Source organism: Bradyrhizobium sp. DOA9 (assembly GCF_000617845.2).
Classification (GTDB): Bacteria; Pseudomonadota; Alphaproteobacteria; order Rhizobiales; family Xanthobacteraceae; genus Bradyrhizobium.
Genome location: NZ_DF820425.1, coordinates 5,386,605 through 5,400,846, shown reverse-complemented (window position 1 = coordinate 5,400,846; position 14,242 = coordinate 5,386,605). Strand labels below are relative to the sequence as shown.

General features: G+C 66.4%; 15 protein-coding genes. 8 read left to right on the top strand and 7 right to left on the bottom strand.

From position 1 onward, the window contains the following. The first annotated feature begins 114 nt into the window (after nt 1–114). A complete protein-coding gene (locus tag BDOA9_RS39500; protein WP_244521521.1) occupies nt 115–258 on the top strand; it encodes a hypothetical protein in 144 nt (47 codons plus the stop codon). A 131-nt stretch (nt 259–389) separates the two neighbouring features. Here the strand turns inward: BDOA9_RS39500 and BDOA9_RS25330 are convergent, their stop codons facing one another. Then, on the bottom strand, nt 390–857 hold the full coding sequence (locus BDOA9_RS25330) for a winged helix-turn-helix transcriptional regulator (protein ID WP_025036759.1): 468 nt from the start codon (nt 855–857) through the stop codon (nt 390–392). A gap of 122 nt (nt 858–979) precedes the next feature. Here BDOA9_RS25330 and BDOA9_RS25325 point away from each other — a divergent pair, with 122 nt between their 5' ends. Beyond that, nucleotides 980–1,753 (top strand): SDR family oxidoreductase, encoded by a 774-nt coding sequence (locus BDOA9_RS25325; RefSeq protein WP_025036758.1) that lies wholly within the window; start codon nt 980–982, stop codon nt 1,751–1,753. A gap of 176 nt (nt 1,754–1,929) precedes the next feature. Next, nucleotides 1,930–2,112: a hypothetical protein gene (locus tag BDOA9_RS25320; RefSeq protein WP_025036757.1), complete on the top strand. Its 183-nt coding sequence runs from the start codon at nt 1,930–1,932 to the stop codon at nt 2,110–2,112. Between the two features lie 53 nt (nt 2,113–2,165). Here BDOA9_RS25320 and BDOA9_RS25315 read toward each other — a convergent pair whose 3' ends face one another. After that, nucleotides 2,166–2,771: an FMN-dependent NADH-azoreductase gene (locus BDOA9_RS25315; RefSeq protein WP_025036756.1), complete on the bottom strand. Its 606-nt coding sequence runs from the start codon at nt 2,769–2,771 to the stop codon at nt 2,166–2,168. A gap of 83 nt (nt 2,772–2,854) precedes the next feature. On the opposite strand from BDOA9_RS25315, the gene BDOA9_RS25310 reads away from it, so the two are divergent. Continuing rightward, entirely contained in the window at nt 2,855–3,295 is a 441-nt protein-coding gene (locus BDOA9_RS25310; RefSeq protein WP_025036755.1) for a winged helix-turn-helix transcriptional regulator, read from the top strand. Between the two features lie 162 nt (nt 3,296–3,457). On the opposite strand, the gene dprA is transcribed toward BDOA9_RS25310, so the two are convergent. Then, complete coding sequence (gene dprA, locus BDOA9_RS25305) at nt 3,458–4,600, bottom strand: DNA-processing protein DprA (protein WP_042336758.1); 1,143 nt, start codon at nt 4,598–4,600, stop codon at nt 3,458–3,460. 91 nt (nt 4,601–4,691) lie between these two features. Here dprA and BDOA9_RS25300 point away from each other — a divergent pair, with 91 nt between their 5' ends. After that, entirely contained in the window at nt 4,692–5,936 is a 1,245-nt protein-coding gene (locus BDOA9_RS25300; protein ID WP_025036753.1) for an amidase, read from the top strand. Here BDOA9_RS25300 and BDOA9_RS25295 read toward each other — a convergent pair. The 4 genes from BDOA9_RS25295 to BDOA9_RS25280 form a co-directional block, all read right to left on the bottom strand. Beyond that, complete coding sequence (locus BDOA9_RS25295; protein WP_025036752.1) at nt 5,928–7,133, bottom strand: patatin-like phospholipase family protein; 1,206 nt, start codon at nt 7,131–7,133, stop codon at nt 5,928–5,930. The genes BDOA9_RS25300 and BDOA9_RS25295 overlap by 9 nt on opposite strands. A gap of 212 nt (nt 7,134–7,345) precedes the next feature. Then, a complete protein-coding gene (gene plsY, locus BDOA9_RS25290) occupies nt 7,346–7,942 on the bottom strand; it encodes a glycerol-3-phosphate 1-O-acyltransferase PlsY (RefSeq protein ID WP_025036751.1) in 597 nt (198 codons plus the stop codon). 47 nt (nt 7,943–7,989) lie between these two features. Next, nucleotides 7,990–9,291 carry a dihydroorotase gene (locus BDOA9_RS25285; RefSeq protein WP_025036750.1) on the bottom strand — a complete coding sequence of 434 codons (1,302 nt, stop codon included), beginning with the start codon at nt 9,289–9,291 and terminating at the stop codon, nt 7,990–7,992. 5 nt (nt 9,292–9,296) lie between these two features. Beyond that, a complete protein-coding gene (locus tag BDOA9_RS25280; RefSeq protein ID WP_025036749.1) occupies nt 9,297–10,244 on the bottom strand; it encodes an aspartate carbamoyltransferase catalytic subunit in 948 nt (315 codons plus the stop codon). A gap of 162 nt (nt 10,245–10,406) precedes the next feature. On the opposite strand from BDOA9_RS25280, the gene BDOA9_RS25275 reads away from it, so the two are divergent. From BDOA9_RS25275 to BDOA9_RS25265, 3 genes are read left to right on the top strand one after another with little or no spacing between them, the layout of a single operon-like run. Continuing rightward, nucleotides 10,407–11,816: an NADase-type glycan-binding domain-containing protein gene (locus BDOA9_RS25275; protein ID WP_082847872.1), complete on the top strand. Its 1,410-nt coding sequence runs from the start codon at nt 10,407–10,409 to the stop codon at nt 11,814–11,816. Next, a complete protein-coding gene (locus BDOA9_RS25270; RefSeq protein ID WP_025036747.1) occupies nt 11,813–12,577 on the top strand; it encodes a M15 family metallopeptidase in 765 nt (254 codons plus the stop codon). Before BDOA9_RS25275 ends, BDOA9_RS25270 begins: the two co-directional genes overlap by 4 nt. Nucleotides 12,578–12,598: 21 nt before the next feature. Then, the gene (locus BDOA9_RS25265) at nt 12,599–14,242 is read left to right on the top strand and encodes an acyl-CoA dehydrogenase family protein (protein ID WP_025036746.1); all 1,644 of its coding nucleotides are present in this window, start codon (nt 12,599–12,601) and stop codon (nt 14,240–14,242) included.

Sequence of the window (14,242 nt, the reverse complement as noted above, 5' to 3'; positions counted from 1 at the left end):
GATTCGGGTGGGGTTCTGGTGACCAGGCCGGGAAAGAAACGGGCGCGCGCCGGATCCGGCGTGCGGGTGGGCTCGCGTCACGAGGAACCGGGGGAGGGCGGTGCGGACGAGGCCGTGGCCTTCATCGCTGAGCAGACCGGGGCCTTACGCAAGCTTGCTGAGCGCCACAAGCTGGACGTGCTGCATTATCTCTTAGGCATGACGCAGCTCGAGGCCGACGAGCACCTGCGGCTCCGGACCAAGCGCAAGCTGTCGTGAAGGGGCAGTTGGGTCCGCTGCTCTAAACCCCGTCATTGCGAGCGCAGCGAAGCAATCCAGAGTCTTTCCGTGGAGGCAGTCTGGATTGCTTCGCTCCGCTCGCAATGACGGTGTGGACGCACTTAGGCTTATCACGCCGACCTTCGTCGCGGGGCCGGCCGCGGCTTTAGCGTGGTGTCGGCCGGGCTGAGCAGGCGGCCGTCCTCGGCGCGCATTTCCAGCTTCTTCACCGGCCGTCCTTTCTCGCGGTCGACCAGGATGGTCGCGATCTCCTCGGGACGGTCGTCGAACTCCTCGCTCCATTGCCGCAGCGCGACCAGGATCGGGAAGGTGCCGCGGCCCTTCGGCGTCAGCACATATTCCTGATAGGCGCTGCCGTCGGAGGCGGGGGCGGTTTCCAGAATGCCGTGATCGACCAGCGATCGCAGCCGCGCCGCCAGGATGTTCTTGGCCATGCCGAGCTTGTTCTGAAACTCGCCGAAGCGGCGAACGCCGAACAGCGCCTCGCGGATGATCAGGAGCGACCACCAGTCGCCGAGCGCATCCAGCGACCGCGCGATCGGGCAGGCATCGCCGGCAAAGCTCGTCCGTTTCACCATTTCCGTTCGTCCCATCGCGTTCGCACGATCCAAGCGCCGATCACGCGCTTGTGTGGTTGCATCATAAAACCAAATGGCCTAGATGGCAACATAGTTTCATCATGCAACTAATGGAGGCGAGCGTGAGACTGAAGGACAAGACGGCCCTGATCACCGGCGGCAATAGCGGCATCGGACTGGCGACGGCAAAACTGTTCGTGGCCGAGGGCGCCAAGGTGGTGATCACCGGGCGCAACAAGGAGACGCTGGCGGCGGCCGGCAAGGAGCTTGGGCCGAACGCGCTCGCGCTGCCGGCCGATGCGACTGACATTGCGGCGACGGAAGCTGCGATCAAGCAGGGCGCAGAGAAATTCGGCAAGTTCGATATCGTGTTCGCCAATGCCGGCATCGCCGGCGGCACGCCGCTGGGAGCGGCGACGCCAGAGGTGTTCGAGAAGGTGATCAGCACGAATCTGACCGGCGTGTTCTTCACCGTTCAATCCGCGCTGCCCTATCTCAACGACAATTCCTCGATCATCCTCAACGGCTCGGTGATCTCGGTGCTCGGCATTCCCGGCTACTCGGCCTATGGCGCGGCGAAGGCCGGCGTGCGGGCGATGGCGCGGATCATGGCCTCGGAGCTGTCGTCGCGCGGCATCCGCGTCAACGTCGTCGCGCCCGGTGCGATCCGCACCCCGATCTGGGGGCCCGCGACCGCAACGCCCGAAGCCGAGAAGGCGTTCGAGAAGCGGATTGCGCTGTCGACGCCGCTCGGCCGCCTCGGTGAAACGGATCACGTGGCAAAGACGGTGCTGTTCCTCGCCTCCGACGATTCCGCGCATGTGCAGGGCCAGGAAATCTTCGTCGACGGCGGCGCGGTGGCCTCGCCGAGCGGCGCGCCGATCTATCGCGGCTGATCAAGTGAAGTGAAAATTGAATCGGTCGGCGCCGCCATGTCGGTTGCGCCGGCCGGTTCCGTCGCGTTGTGCGACCTATTTTCTAAACCTTTGCGTGAGTGTTGAACCATCGCTTGCGTTGCACAGACCTTTTTACGGGCAGGGGGTCACAAGACCCGATTTCATGGGAGCCCGTGATGCCGAAGGCAGCTCGCATTTTTTCGTCGATTTCAGCACCGCGTATTTTCACCGAACGTTCCGCCATTCCCGCCAAACGCTCCGACACCTCCGAGTTTATCGGGGTGGCCCTTTTCTCCGGCATCGGCCTGTTCGTTTCGCTGGTTGCCGTCATCCTGGGCATGCAGGGCGCCTGGTTTTAGCGAGGTCAGCCGCCGCCGGAGTACGGCAGCGGCTGGTATCGTCGGTGCGAGTGTTAAGCAGCGCGCAAATTGGCGGCCGCCTGGAGCGCGCCTGCAATCGCCTTTTCGCGGTGCTCCGGCCCGACCTGGATGCCATCGGCGCTGATGAATTCGGGATCGATCCCGATGAAGCCGAACACGCTGCGCAAGTAGGTTTCGAGATGCTCGAGCGCCGCGGCCGGCGAGCCTGCACCGTAATAGCCGCCGCGCGAGATGGCCAGGATCACGCGCTTGCCGCCGGCAAGACCCTGCGGCCCATTCGCCCCGTAGCTGAACGTCTTGCCCCGGACGGCGATGCGGTCGATCCACGCCTTGAGCTGGCTGGGAATGGTGAAGTTGTACATGGGAGCGCCGATCACGACGATGTCGGCAGCCAGGAATTCCTCCAGCGCGGCCGCGCTCGCGGCAAGGTCCGGTCCGAGTTCCGCCGGCGCAGGCGCGCCTTGCGCGGCGGCGAGGTGCGCGCCGGAGAGGTGCGCGAACGGCGTCTCGGTCAGGTCGCGATAGACGATCTCGAGCGAGGGCGTCGCCTGCTTGAGACGGTCGACGATGGCGGCGGACACCTGCCGGCTGACGGAGTGCGGGCCGAGCACGCTGGAGTCGATATGGAGGAGTTTCATGTGGGGTCACCCTGGTATAAGTTTGTAACCAGCACTACATGAGTGACTATCGAAATCCCCGCAAGAACGCACTTTTTTGAGCCATGGGCACATCATTGAAACCTGCGAACATCGAAATGCCTGTTCCGCCGAGGCTGGATCCAAGGCCGGATCAAAGGCCCTTGCCGGATCCCAACCACGCGGACTGCCGCGGCGTCGCCTCCGTGTTGTCCCGCGTCGGCGACAAATGGAGCGTGCTCGTCATCATGATGCTGAGCGACGGGCCAAAGCGCTTCAATGAGCTGAAGCGCATGATCAACGGCATCTCGCAGCGGATGCTCACGTTGACGCTGCGTGGCCTCGAGCGCGACGGCCTCGTCACGCGCACGATCTTTCCGACCATCCCTCCGCGGGTGGACTATGAGCTGACCGATCTGGGCCGTGGTCTCGAGCAGCCGGTGAAAGCGCTTGGCGAGTGGGCCATCGCGCATCTGGTGCAGATCGAGGCGGCACGAGCGCGCTTCGACGAGCGTAACGGGGGTTAGACTAGCGTTGCTACCCCCAATCCGTCATTCCTGGGCCCGAGCGAAGCGAGGGAGACTGGAATCCATTTGGCCGCGGATCAAGTGGATGAATGGATTCTCAGATGCGCAATTGCGCATCATAGCTCGCGACTTCGTCGCGCCCCGGAATGACAAGTGGAGACGCTATAGCAGCGACACCAATCCGCCGCCGTGACGTTCGAGCTTGCCGGCGAGCTCGAGCTCCAGCAGCACGGTGCGCACGATCGCAGGCGAGGCGCCGGACATCCGGACGAGGTCGTCGATTGAGATCGGGACCGGGCCGAGCAGGGCGGTGATCTGGTCGCGATCATGGCTTTGCGGATCGCTCTCGAACGGCTCGCTGTTGGGCTCGCCCGCGGGGTGCATCAGCGGCCGCTCCATGATCGGCTGAACCGCGTTGATGATGTCGGCGGCTTCGGTGACGAGCGTTGCGCCCTGCTTGATCAGGTCATTGGTGCCAGCGGCGCGCGGATCGAGCGGCGAGCCCGGGACTGCGAACACCTCGCGGCCCTGTTCGGCCGCCATTCGTGCCGTGATCAGTGAGCCCGAGCGGTGCGCGGCCTCCACCACGACGACGCCGAGCGAAGCGCCCGAGATCAGCCGGTTGCGCCGGGGAAAGTCGCGGGCGCGCGGCTCGTGGCCGAGCGGCATCTCGGAGATCGCAGCGCCCGAATGGTCGAGGATCGCAGCGAGCAGGTCGCCATGCTCGGGCGGATAGATGCAGTCATGGCCGCCGGCGAGCACCGCGATCGTGCCGGTCTCGACGCTGGTGCGATGCGCGGCCTGGTCGACGCCGCGGGCGAGCCCGGAGATGACCACGAAGCCGGCTTCGCCGAGCTCGCGCGCGAGCTGGCCGGCAAATTTGAGTCCGGCGCCGGACGCATTGCGCGAGCCGACGATCGCGATCATCGGCCGCATCAGGGTCTTGGTGTCGCCCCGCAGGGCGAGCAGCGGCGGCGCGTCGTCGATCATCGCCAGCCGCGCCGGATAGCCGTCCTCGCCGGGCGCGCGCCAGGCGATGCCGAACTTGCGGCTCGCGGCGAGCTCGGCCTTCGCTTCGTCCGCGCTGCAGATGCGCCCCGATCGCGCCGCGCCGCCGCGGCGGGCGAGATCAGGCAACCGTTCCAGCGCAGCGCGCGGGCTGCCGAAATGATCGACCAGCGAGCGGAAGGTGCGCGGCCCGACATTGTCGGAACGGATCAGCCGCAGGCGGTCGATCCGCTCGGCCTCGGTCAGCTCCACGCTTCTGTTGATGGCGTCCACGGCGTCTCCTTGCAGGGACAGCATGGAACAACCAGAGGGCGTTGCGCAACAGTCACGTGTGCTTGCGCGGCTTCGTCGCGATGCTAAAAGCGATCGCAATAAGAAGGATGTTGCCATGATCTCACTCGCCGACCTCCAGCGCCGCATCGAAGCGGGGGAGCTTTCGCCCGATGACGCCATCGCCCAGTCGCATGCGGCGATCGAGGCCAGGGAGAGGGACGTCCAGGCTTTCGTCCGGCACGACAATTCCGCGAGGGCGCAAGCCTCGGGGCCGCTGCGCGGCATCGCGGTCGGCATCAAGGACATCATTGACACCGCTGACATGCCGACCGAGATGGGGTCGGAGATCTATCGCGGTTGGCAGCCGCGCGCTGATGCGCCGGTCGTGATGATGCTGAAGCGGGCGGGGGCCACCATCATCGGCAAGACAACGACCACGGCATTTGCCTCGCGCGATCCGACGCCGACGCGCAATCCGCACAATACGGCGCATTCGCCCGGCGGCTCGTCCTCAGGCTCGGCGGCGGCCGTCGGCGCCGGCATGATCCCGCTGGCGCTGGGTACCCAGACCGGCGGCTCGGTGATCCGCCCCGCGGCCTATTGCGGGACGGCCGCGATCAAGCCGTCGTTCCGGATGCTGCCGACCGTCGGCGTGAAGTGCTATTCATGGGCGCTCGACACGGTCGGCTTGTTCGGCGCGCGGGCGGAGGATCTTGCGCGCGGTCTCTTGGCGATGACCGGGCGAACGGAGTTCTCCGGCATCGGCCCGGCGAAGGCGCCGCGCATCGGCGTGGTCAGGCAAGAATTCGCGGGCGCCGTGGAGCCGGCGGCCGAAGAGGGGCTGCAGGCTGCGATCAAGGCGGCGACGCGCGCCGGTGCCAGCGTGCAGACCATCGATCTGCCCGAGGCGGTGCAGGAGGCCTGGCGTATCCATCCGATCATCCAGGACTACGAGGCGCATCGCGCGCTCGCCTGGGAGTTTTCGGAACGCCACGACGAGATCGCGCCGATGCTGCGCGCCAGTCTCGATGCGACGGTCGGGCTGACGCCGAAAGACTATGACGAGGCGCGCCGCATCAGCCGTCGCGGCCGCCGCGAGCTCGGCGAGCTGTTCGAAGGGTTCGATGTGCTGCTGACCTATTCGGCGCCGGGCACGGCGCCGGCCAAGGAGCTCGCTAGCACCGGCGACCCCCGCTACAACCGGCTGTGGACGCTGATGGGCAATCCTTGCGTCAACGTGCCGGTGCTCAAGGTCGGCGGCCTGCCTGTCGGCGTGCAGGCGATCGCGCGGTTCGGCAACGATCCGCTCGCGCTCGCGGCGGCCTGGTTCCTGGAGGATGCGCTGGCGAAATCAGGCTAGCGCAGGTTCGGAAGGCGCGAGGGCCTGAGCGGGCGCTGAGGGCGCTGCGCCGGCGACCGCACCTTGCCCGAGCCAGCGCTCGGCGGCTGCGCGGCCGCTCCGGTGCAGCAGGCGAATGAAGCCGCGGCCGAGATCGGTGGACGAGCGTTGTGCCAGGCCGTCAACTGTGTCTTCAGCCGCGATCCTGGAGAGCCGCAGTGGAGAGGCCATGTGCGACTGCGCCCATTCGATCGCGGCTATCTCGGCATTGAGCCCGGCGTTGGCCGCGATCTGGTCGAGCCGGCGGTCGATCGCGGCGAGCGTGATCGGCACGTAGCTGTCGCGCGTCGGCGTGACCTGGACCAGCAGGACGTCAGGCGTTTCTGTTTCCTGCGCCAGCCGCAGCAAAGGCGGATTGCCGCCAAAGCCGCCGTCCCAATAGGCTTCGCCCTCGATCTCGACGGCGCAGTGGACGAGGGGTGGGCAGGTCGAGGCCAGCGCGACATCGGCGGTGATGGCGTCGTTTCCAAAGATCTGCTGCTGCCCGTCGCGGATCCGCGTTGCCGCGATCAGCAGCTTGGGGCATCGCCTGTCGCGCAGGACGGAAAAGTCGATGTCGCGGGAGACCGCCTGCCGCAGCGGATCGAGGTCGAACGGATCGAACTGGCCGGAACGCAGGGTCGGGCCGAACGCGACCGAACTTCCAGCCGGCGAGAAGCCGCCGATCAGCATCAGCGAGCGGAACGAGGCCTCGTGCATCAGCCGGACCCAGAACCGGCTCAGCCGCGACCTCGCGCCTTCGCGGCCGCCTTCGGCCAGGCCGCAAGCGAGCAGCAGCGCATTGATGGCGCCGGCGCTCGCGCCGCTGATGGTGTCGATCTCGATATCAGTCTCTTCGAGCAGCCGCTCCAGCACGCCCCAGGTGAAGGCGGCAAAGGTGCCGCCGCCCTGCAGCGCCAGCGAAAGTCTTCGCTGCGGCCATTGCTCGGAACGCGCCCGCGCTGGCGCGATCGGTGCAGCCTTGGTGACGACAACATCGAGCGGAGCGTCAGGCTTGACTACGGGCTCCGGCCGCGGCGCGGGCCGTGCAGCAGGGGCAGGCGCGCGCGGCGGCGCGTCGGACCAGATATTGGTCGCCGAGAGCAGCCGGCTTGCTGCAGTGCCGGAAGCACCGAACGAACCGATCCCGTCATTCGCGCCGACAATCTTCTCGCTCATTCTGAGCAACCGCCTAACGCCGTTTCCCGTGTCAGGATGACAGGCATGGAACCCGTTCGCTACAGCCTGTCGTGACTCGCAGGACAATTGCGAACAGGATTTGGCATATAATGCGGAAGGGTTGCGGCGGTATCCGTACTTTTTCCGACTTCAGATTCTTGTTTGACGCGTTTCCTTGACGCGAACCGGCATCCACTTCGCTCGGAAACGCTCTAGGCTTTCTCGCCGATCCGGCTTTCCTTGCCGGCTTGCAGACGCTTGATGTTCTCGCGATGCGCGTAGAACAACAGCAGGGTCAGCACGGCAGCGAGTGCCGACAATGCGAGATGACCGAACCACCACAGGAACATCGGCGTGATGAATGCCGCCACCAGCGCCGAGAGCGAGGAATAGCGGGTGGTGAAGGCGGTGGCCAGCCAGAGCAGGCAGAACACCACGGCGCTCGGCCAGAACAGCCCGAGCAGGATGCCGATATAGACCGCGACGCCCTTGCCGCCCCTGAACTTCAGCCAGACCGGGAAGAGGTGACCGAGGAACGCGCCGAGGCCGGCCACCATCGCGGCATTGGGGCCTGCGATGGTGCCGGCGATCATCACGGCGACGGTACCCTTGAGCGCGTCGAACAGCAGGGTGCCCGCCGCAAGGCTCTTGCGTCCGGTGCGCAGCACATTGGTGGCGCCGATGCTGCCGGAGCCGATCGAGCGGATATCCTGGGTGCCCGCGAGCCTGGTCAGGATCAGCCCGAACGGAATCGAGCCGAGGAGATAGCCGATGACGAAAGCCACCGGCAGAAACGCTTCAAGCCCCATGGCGGCATCTCCAAAGGCCCATCCGCCGCGTCGAACGAATCCGCAGCTCAGACATGTTCATACACCGTTCGTCCGCCGACAATGGTGCGCACCACTCGGCCTGTAAAGCGAGCCTCGTCGAACGGGGTGTTCTTGCAGGGCGACTTGAGATCGGCGGGATCGACCACCCAGGGGACGTCGGGGTCGATCACGATGACATCCGCAGGGCTGCCGGCGCGCAGGGTTCCGCCCGACAGGCCGAGCAGCTCGGCCGGGCGGGTCGACATCGCGCGGATCAGCGTCTTCAGCTCGATCTCGCCATTGTGCACCAGCCGCAGGCCGGCCGGCAGCATGGTCTCGAGTCCGACGGCGCCGGGCGCGGCTTCCGCGAACGGCAGGCGCTTGACCTCGACGTCCTGCGGATTGTGGTCGGACATGATGACGTCGAGCAGGCCGGAGCCGATCGCCGCCACCAGGGCGCGGCGGTCGTCCTCGGTGCGCAGCGGCGGCGACAGCTTCAGGAACGAACGGTAAGGACCGATGTCGTTCTCGTTCAGTGCCAGATGGTTGATCGAGACCGAGGCGCTGACGGCGAGGCCGGCGTCGCGGGCGCGCTGGAGGATGTCGAGAGAATCGATGCAGGTCAGCGAGGCCGCGTGGTAGCGGCCGCCGGTGAGGGCGACGAGGCGCAGATCGCGCTCCAGCATCACGGCTTCGGCGGCGCTCGGGATGCCCACCAGGCCGAGTCGCGAGGCGAACTCGCCCTCGTTCATCACGCCCTCGCCGACGAGATCGGGGTCCTCGGTGTAATGCACGATCAGCGCGTCGAAATCGCGCGCATAGGTCAGCGCGCGGCGCATCACCTGCGCATTGGTCACGCTTCTGGCGCCATCGCTGAAGGCGACGGCGCCCGCGGCCTTGAGCAGGCCGAACTCGGTCATCTCCTGGCCGTGCATGCCCTTGGTGAGGGCGGCCATCGGCTGGATGTTGACGATCGCGGTGTCCCGGGCGCGGCGCATCACGAAATCGACCGTCGCCGAATTGTCGATCACCGGCGAGGTGTCGGGCTGGCAGATGATGGTGGTGATGCCGCCGGTTGCGGCCGCCTGGCTCGCCGAGGCGAAGGTCTCGCGGTGGCTGAAGCCGGGCTCGCCGACGAAGGCGCGCATGTCGATCAGGCCGGGTGCGACGATCTTGCCGGAGCAATTGACGATGTCGGTGCCCTCGGGGACGCCGGCCGCGCCAATGCCGCGGCGGGTCTCGCGGATGCTGCCGTCGGCGATCAGGACGTCGCCGATACCGTCGAAATCCCTGGAGGGATCGACGACGCGGGCATTGGCCAGCAGGATGGGGCGGCGATCGATCAACATCGGCATCACGCGTTCGGCAGGTTACGGGCGAGCGCTTCCAGCACCGCCATGCGCACGGCGACGCCCATCTCCACCTGTTCGCGGATCAGGGATTGCGCACCGTCGGCGACCGCGGTGTCGATTTCGACGCCGCGGTTCATGGGGCCGGGATGCATCACGAGCGCGTCCGGCTTGGCGTAGGCGAGCTTCTTCTGGTCGAGTCCGAAATAGTGGAAATATTCGTTCGACGACGGTACGAAGGAGCCGTTCATGCGCTCGCGCTGCAGCCGCAGCATCATGACGATGTCGGCCCCGTTGAGACCCTCGCGCATGTCGCGCGCGACCTCGACGCCCATCCGCTCGATCCCCGGCGGCAGCAGCGTGGAGGGACCGACGACGCGGACGCGGGCGCCCATGGTGTTGAGCAGGATGATGTTGGAGCGGGCGACGCGCGAATGCAGCACGTCGCCGCAGATCGCGACCACGAGCCCCTCGATCCGGCCCTTGTTGCGGCGGATGGTGAGCGCGTCGAGCAGCGCCTGGGTCGGATGCTCGTGCGCGCCGTCGCCGGCATTGATCACGGAACCGTCGACCTTGCGGGCCAGCAGTTCCACCGCGCCGGAGGCGTGATGGCGCATCACCAGGATGTCCGGGTGCATCGCATTGAGCGTCATCGCGGTGTCGATCAGCGTCTCGCCCTTCTTGATCGACGAGGAGGCGACCGACATGTTCATGACGTCGGCGCCGAGGCGCTTTCCCGCAAGCTCGAACGAGGACTGGGTCCGGGTGGAGGCCTCGAAGAAGAGGTTCACCTGCGTCCGTCCGCGCAGGACGGTGCGCTTCTTGTCAACCTGGCGGTTGAGCTCGACATATTCTTCGGACAGGTCGAGCAGGCCGGTGATGTCGGCCGCGGAAAGGCCCTCGATGCCCAGCAAATGCCGGTGGCCGAGGACGAAGGTCGATTTCGATGTCATTAAAAGCAGAGCTATAGGGGCGGACGGCGGGGGGAGCAAGCTTCAAATCCCGCCGCCGGACTTATCCACGGCGCTTTGCGGCGGGAGGGCATAGCCCCGCCTGTGTTCGGGGCAGCCGCTTTGCGCTAGACTCATGCCATTCGTTGCGTCACGGGCCGGATCATGACGGGCACGCGGTATTTTAATCGACTGGCGCGCAATGTTGCTGCGCTCGCGACCGCGTGCATGGCGGGCCTTGCGACACCGGCTTGGGCCGAAAAACGCGTCGCGCTCGTGATCGGCAACGATCTCTATCCGAACCTGGCGGCCGACCGGCAATTGAAGAAGGCCGCCAATGACGCGACCACCGTGGCCGACGCGCTGAGGTCGCTCGGGTTCGATATCGTGCTCGGGACCAATCTCGGCCGCCAGGGCATGATCGACCGGCTCGCCGACTTCACGGCGCGGCTCGAGCCGGGCGATACCGCCGCCGTTTTCTATGCCGGACACGGCGTTGCGATCGCAGGCGTGAACTACCTGGTGCCGAGCGACGTTCCGACCGTCAACGAGGGCGCCGAAGCGCGGGTGCGCGGGGCCTCGATCGCCGAGCCCGACGTGATCGCGGAGCTTCAGGCCAAGGCGGTGCGGGTCGCCTTCGTCGTCATCGATGCCTGCCGTGACAATCCGTTTCCGCGCGCCGCGGGCCGCTCGATCGGGAACACGCGCGGGCTCGCCGACGCCCGGCCCGCGCGCGGGATCTTTACGCTCTATTCCGCAGGCATCGGCCAGACCGCGCTCGACCAACTCGGCAGCAACGATACGGCGCACAATTCGGTGTTCACGCGCATATTCGTCGAGCAGCTCAAGCGGCCCGAGCTGCATCTCGGCGATCTCGCGGTCGAGGTCCGCGAGCGCGTGGCGGCGCTGGCGCTGACCGCGACGGATGGCGGAGGACAACCGGCACCGCACGAGCAGACGCCCGCCTATTACGACCAGACGCTCGGCGGGCGCATCTTTCTCTGGAATGCGGGATCGTCGAACGGGGAGCCGAAAGTGGCGGGCATGCTGGTGAAGCCGCCGGCAAAGCCTGCCGTCGCGGAGCGCGCCACCATGCGTCCGCCGCGTCCGGCCGCCCCGGGCGAAAGCTGCGCTCGCAGCGGCTTCGAGACCTATTGCGTCAGCTCGATGCTGAAGCCGCAGTTCGGCAATTCATACGGCGCTGCGAATTTGTTCGACGCCTCGACGGGGACGGCCTGGGTGGAGGGCGCCTCGGGCAACGGCATCGGCGAATGGATCACCATCGAGTTCGAAGCCCTGCGGCGGGTCAAATCGATCCACGTGCAGAACGGCTACCAGAAGACCCCCGACATCTTCGCCAAGAACAACAGGGTCCGCCAGCTCCGCGTGCTGTTCTCGGGCGGCGAGTCGCGGATATTCATCCTCAACGATGAGCTGTCGGCGCAATTGCTGACATTGCGGACGCCGGTGTCGGCCTATTGGATGCAGTTCATCATCGACGACGTCTGGGCCGGCAACAAATATCCGGACACCGCGATCACGAAGCTTCTGGTCAATTCGGATCCGGTGCAATGATTGTAAGGGGCGGGATCGCAGCGCTTGTCGCGCTGCTTGCACTCTCGTTCCTCGCCCCTGCGAGGGCGCAGACCTTGCCCGGCGACTTCGTCTATCTGCGCGACATCGATCCGACCATCATCCAGGACATCCGTTACGCCACGTCGAACAATTTCGTCGGCCGTCCGCTCGCCGGCTACGATGCCGGCGAATGCGTGGTGAAGCGCGAGGTGGGGCTGCGGCTTAAGGCGGTGCAGCAGGAGCTGTCGGCGCAAAATCTCTCGCTCAAGATGTTCGACTGCTACCGGCCGGCGCGTGCCTCGCTCGACATGGTGAAGTGGTCGCAGAACGGCCGCGAGAGCGCTGCGGAGCGGCGCTACAATCCGAACATCCCGAAGACCGAGCTGTTCCGACTCGGCTACATCGCGAGCCGCTCGCAGCATTCGACCGGTGCGGCGCTCGATCTCACGCTGGTCGATCTCAAGGCCGACAATTCCGCCAAATATGATCCAGCCAAGACCTATGCCGATTGCACGGCGCCGGTCGAGGCGCGGGCGCCGGAGGGCAGCGTCGACATGGGCACAGGCTACGACTGTACCGACGCGAAGGGCCATACCGCCGCGACCTCGATCAGTCCGGAGCAGCGTGCCTGGCGCAGGCGGCTGGTGGCTGCGATGGCCAGGCAAGGCTTTGTGAACTATTCGAAGGAGTGGTGGCATTTTTCCCTGCCGGGGGCGGGCGGGGCGGCCTATGATTTCCCGATCCAGCCGCGGCGGAACTGATTCCGCGCCGAGGACGAGAAGATGATCCAGCCCGCATTTGCCACACACGAGGTCTTCAACCAGTCGCCGCCGTTCGAGGACGTCGATCTTTTCGCCGTGGACCGGCCGCTGGTCGAGGCAGTCAAGGCCAATGGCGGCGCTTCGGCGGAGCGGGAACTGTCGGAGTTCGGCCGGCATTGGGGCTCGGCGGCGATGGCCGATCGCGGGCGCATCGCGAACGAGAACACGCCGAAGCTGCGCAGCTTCGATGCCAAAGGCAATCGCCGCGACCAGGTCGAGTTTCATCCCGCCTATCACGAGCTGATGGCGCACAGTGCGCATGCCGGCGTGCACAATTCCACCTGGACTGGGGATGGCAAGCCGGCGGGCGATGGCGCCGAGGTCATTCGCGCCGCAAAGTTCTACATGGCTGCGCAAGTCGAGACCGGCCACCTCTGTCCGATCACGATGACGCGCGCCTCCGTCGGTGCGCTGGCGATGCAGCCCGACTTGCTCGCGCGGGTGATGCCGGTGCTGTCGACCAGGAGCTACGACCCGAGCTTTGCGCCGTGGTGGGAGAAGCGCGGCATGACGCTCGGCATGGGCATGACCGAGAAGCAGGGCGGCACCGACGTGCGCGCCAACATGACGCGTGCGGTGCGCGAGGCGGACGGCTATCGCATCACCGGCCACAAATGGTTCATGTCGGCGCCGATGTGCGATGCGTTCCTCGTGCTGGCGCAGGCCGAAGGCGGGCTGACCTGTTTCTTCATGCCGCGCTTCGCGCCGGATGGTTCGGTCAACGCCATCCAGTTCCAGCGGCTGAAGGACAAGCTCGGCAACCGCTCCAATGCCTCGTCCGAGGTCGAGTTCACAGGCGCCTACGCCGAACGGGTCGGCGAGGAGGGCAAGGGTATCCGCACCATCATCAAGATGGTGCAGATGACGCGGCAGGATTGTGCAATCGCCTCCGTCGGGCTGATGCGCTCGGGGCTTGCGCATGCGCTGCACCACGCCCGGCACCGCAGCGTGTTCCAGAAGCATCTGGCCGATCAGCCATTGATGCAGGCCGTGCTGTCGGACATGGCGCTGCATGTGGAGGCGAGCACGGCGCTGGTGATGCGGCTCTGCCGCGCCTTCGACCGGACGCCTCATGAGGCGGCGGAGGCGGCCTATATGCGGCTGCTCACGCCCGCGATCAAATACTGGACCTGCAAGAGCGCGCCGCCATTCCTGTTTGAGGCGATGGAGTGCCTCGGCGGCAACGGCTATGTCGAGGACGGCATTCTGGCGCGCCATTATCGGGAGTCGCCGGTCAACGCGATCTGGGAGGGCTCGGGCAACGTGATGTGCCTCGACGTGCTTCGCGCGCTCTCGCGTGAAGGCGAGGCGGCGACGGCGGTGCTGCAGGCGCTGGCGGCCGAGACCAAGGGCTTGCCGGGGGCGGGCGAGGCGGTCAGCTTCATCGGCAAGACGTTTCGGCGCGCCGACGGCGAGCGCGTGGCGCGGCTTGCAGTCGAGAAGCTGGCGCTGCTGGCTGCGGCGGCTGCGCTCAATGGCGTGTCGCTGCAGCATGCGGAATTGTTCGCCGCGACGCGCCTCGCGACGAACCATGCCAGCATGTACGGCGCGGTCGAACTCGACGGCGCCGACATGCGCGCGCTGTTGGATCGGGCGTTGCCGTAA